Consider the following 3,462-nt stretch of genomic DNA (forward strand, 5'->3'; position numbering starts at 1 on the left):
ATCGGATCAAGCAGTTCCGGGGCATAGCCACTCGATATGATAAGGATGCTGCCAACTATCTGGCGGCGATCAAGCTCATCTGCACACGCCTCTGGTGCAATGCATAATGAGTCTGCGCCCTAGAGTTCCTACCCCGGAAATTGCGACGGGCCTGCCCGACATCGCCCCCCGGGCGCCTTTGGGCCATTTCGGGTGAATCATGAGCATCCGGCTCTTGTGGGCTTCAGGGCGGGCATGACGACAAGGGGGATCAGCCCATATCGCGGCTGAGGCTGATGTGGGCGTCTGGTCGATATTCTTGCGCCTCCTCACGGAGTTAACGGCGCCTGCACAGGAGGTTCCGGGTTTTTTCCGGCTTTTATCAGGCGGCAAGCGCTGCCAGATGGCGGTAATGACCTGTGTACCCCCTCCCATGCTGCGCCTGCGGAATCGTCGTCGACGGTGGATACCTGATCAACTTCAGCTGGCGTTGCTGGCTGCCTATGCAGCAGGATTTGCGATCGCGCATTGGATGGCCGCGGCCTGGGGCGGGGCCGGTTTCTATTCTGTCTGGTATCCGGCGGCCGGGCTGCGGCTCGCGCTGCTATGGTATGCGGGCGCCTGGTTGACACCTTTCATCGCCCTCGTCGAGATCATGGTCGACGTTGCGAAAGGCATTTTTTCTTTCAGAATGCCGGACTGGCCGATCATCCTGTTCGGGATCGTCCGGCCGGTTTTCGCCTATGGCGCGACCGTCGCGGCGATCCGCTGGCTGGCCAGCGGTTCGCGTGCCACGATCCTGATCCCGCCCATGCCATTTGGGCTCGCGGCGGTGGCGGCTCCGAACGTGGCGGCTCTGTCCGCCTTGCCGGAGTCGCTTTTGCGTCCCGACATGACCCGCGTGCAGGGCGCCCACGAGGTCATCACATCCCTCTCCGCATTCGCTGTTGGCGATCTGCTGGGCGTGCTGATTCTTGCGCCACCTTTGCTGTGGGTGGCTGAGCTGCTGACGCGCCGCCACCGTCCGGGCATGCGGATCGGCGCCAGAATGCGCTGGCCCGAGCTGGCGGAAAGCAGCATCCTGTTGCTCAGCGGCATCGCCATAACCGAAGCGCTGCGCCGCGTCGGCTTGGGTGCTCAGCCCATGCCCGTCATCTTCGCCGTTGCCTGGATCGGCCTGCGTTTCGGGCGAACTGCCGCCTGGGTGGCGCTGGCCATTGCGACCCTCCTCATGCTGCCGCAGACGGCGCAGGACATGACTACGGCCGCCCGGCTGCAATTGCATCTGGGATTGGCGACCGTGGGGGTGGTCGGCTATCTCGCCGGCAGCTTTGCCGATGCGCAGCGGCAGGCGCGTATCGATGTCGAGCGGCGCGACCGAATGCTTTTTCAGGCAGAACGGCTGAAGACCCTGCGAGCCATGTCGGTCGCCGTTATTCATGAGATCAGCCAGCCACTGTCCACGCTGGCGATTGAAGCCAGGCACCTCCACGCCATCACCGGAATATCCGACCCGGAAATCGCTGAAAGCGCCGCGCTGATCGATCGCAAGGCGGCGACCCTGTCCAATCTGGTGCGGCGCCTGCGCCGATATGGCGGTCGCGCGGTGGACGAGCCGACGCCGCTGCCGGTGTCGGCCCTGGTAGAGAGCGTCGCCGCACTGGCCGCGCCCGAGGCAAAAAGCGAGGGCGTGACGCTGAAGGTCGATCCGATCGACCCCGATCTCGTCGTGCTCGCGCAGGAGGTGGAACTGGGGCAGGCGGTGGTCAACCTATTGCGCAACGCCATTCAGGGCGCTGGGGATGCGCAGGTCGGACTCGCCGCCATGAGGGTGGACGACCGGGTGCAGATCATCGTGTCGAACCGTCGGGGCGCCGACCAGCTTCCCAATGGCGGCATGGGCGTGGGCACGCTGGTTGCTCGCGCCATTGTCGAGGCCCATGGCGGCACCCTTTCGCGCGACATATCTGCGTATGGCGATGTCCGCGCCACCATTTCCCTGCCCGTGACCGGAGGATTGGCATGATGAACGATGCTGCGAAGATTTACGTGGTGGATGACGACCGCGATCTGGGCGCCAGCGTTGCCCGACTGCTGCGCCGTCACGGCTTCGATGCGCAGCCTTTTCTCGATCCCGCTCCCTTGCTGGACGTCTATGCCGGTGCGCCCGCCGACTGCATCGTCACCGATGTGATGATGGGGGATCTGGACGGCTTCGCCTTCGCCGACCGGATCAGGGCGATCGATCCGTCCTCTGCGATCATCTTCATGACCGCCTGGCCGACCACGGCCAATGCGGTGGATTCGGTGCGGCGCTATGGGGGCCTCGATTATCTGGAAAAGCCGCTGGATGAGGAGCGCCTGCTCGCGGCCGTGGAGGAAGGGGTCAGCTGGTCCAGCGGGCGACGCCAGCAACTGGCCCGCACAGCCAGCCTGACACCGCGCGAGCGGCAGGTTTTCGATCTCCTCACCCAAGGATATAGCAACAAAGTGATTGCGGCGATGCTGAGCCTGAGTTCTAGAACAGTCGAAGACCACCGCGCCTCTGTTATGTTTAAAACCGGAGCAAATGGGCTAGCGCAGTTAATCGCCCTGGCCCGCTAAATGCTCGTCCGACATCTGGGAATTGATCGCCATCACCATAGCCCGAAGATAGTGAATTGTCAGCTCTGTTACAGTGCGAACAGGGTAGGTCCGATTTGGCGGCAGAGAATGGCGTCGCCCCGTAATCGTTGCGGTGCTGTGGAGTCCGCTTCCAAGCAGAGCCAATCGAGCATACAGTGCGGACAGTGACGGGTGGCGGCCCGTCTACTGCCATCAGCCTATGCGCTGCGAGCGGCAGCTATACTCGAGCGCGTCTTCAGAAGCCGACCGTCTCGAAGGTCCCAGTCCCAGCCTTTCAGATCTACGGACGCCAAGGCCACCCGAACGGCAGGTTCTGGGACAGGGATTTTGAAGCCCAAGCAACCTAAATGGGCGCATTGCTGCTCGTCGATACGTCACTCTCCATGGATTCACGTCAGTGAACTACGTGTTTCGTGGATGCAAATACGTCTGCAAGCTGGCTGGTAAGAGCGGCATCCAAGAGGCGAAGGTCAACGCTCACGATGCGCATCCTCTCATCCCCGCCTGCGATGAGATAGCCCGCATCGAGCGGTGCGGTGCCCAAGCCGGCATGGTGTGGGTAGAGCAGCATCACATGGTCCGGTCGGTACAGCCGCGCATAGGCCATCATTTGATAAACGTCAGACTGACTGACGCCGCGCTTTTTATCGTTGATGTTACTGGATATGCGCTTCCATTTTGTGTCGATCACCATGATGGTCCTTTGCCCATCTTTGATGCGTATATCGGGTTTGGTCTGATCTGCCCCCCGCTGAGCGGCCCAGAGACTATGATAGTCTGGACCACGAAAGGGACGATGAATGCCGAGCAAGAAGCACAAGCCGGAAGAGATTATCGGCAAGCTGCGTGAAGTTGAGA

General features: G+C 61.9%; 2 protein-coding genes and 2 pseudogenes. 3 read left to right on the forward strand and 1 reads right to left on the reverse strand.

Features of this window, described 5'->3' with window-relative positions; all coding sequences use genetic code 11:
- The 3 genes and pseudogenes from A8G00_RS23900 to A8G00_RS23910 all read left to right on the forward strand — a co-directional run.
- Positions 1–107, forward strand: a pseudogene (locus tag A8G00_RS23900) (IS5/IS1182 family transposase); the annotation flags it as partial.
- A 170-nt stretch (positions 108–277) separates the two neighbouring features.
- Positions 278–2,005 (forward strand): ATP-binding protein, encoded by a 1,728-nt coding sequence (locus tag A8G00_RS23905; protein WP_253258083.1) that lies wholly within the window; start codon positions 278–280, stop codon positions 2,003–2,005.
- On the forward strand, positions 2,002–2,583 hold the full coding sequence (locus A8G00_RS23910; RefSeq protein ID WP_103001888.1) for a response regulator transcription factor: 582 nt from the start codon (positions 2,002–2,004) through the stop codon (positions 2,581–2,583). Before A8G00_RS23905 ends, A8G00_RS23910 begins: the two co-directional genes overlap by 4 nt.
- A gap of 415 nt (positions 2,584–2,998) precedes the next feature.
- Here A8G00_RS23910 and A8G00_RS23915 read toward each other — a convergent pair.
- A pseudogene (locus A8G00_RS23915) lies at positions 2,999–3,462 on the reverse strand (hypothetical protein); the annotation flags it as partial.

Source organism: Sphingobium sp. SA916 (assembly GCF_002894065.1).
GTDB classification, from domain to species: Bacteria; Pseudomonadota; Alphaproteobacteria; order Sphingomonadales; family Sphingomonadaceae; genus Sphingobium; species Sphingobium fuliginis.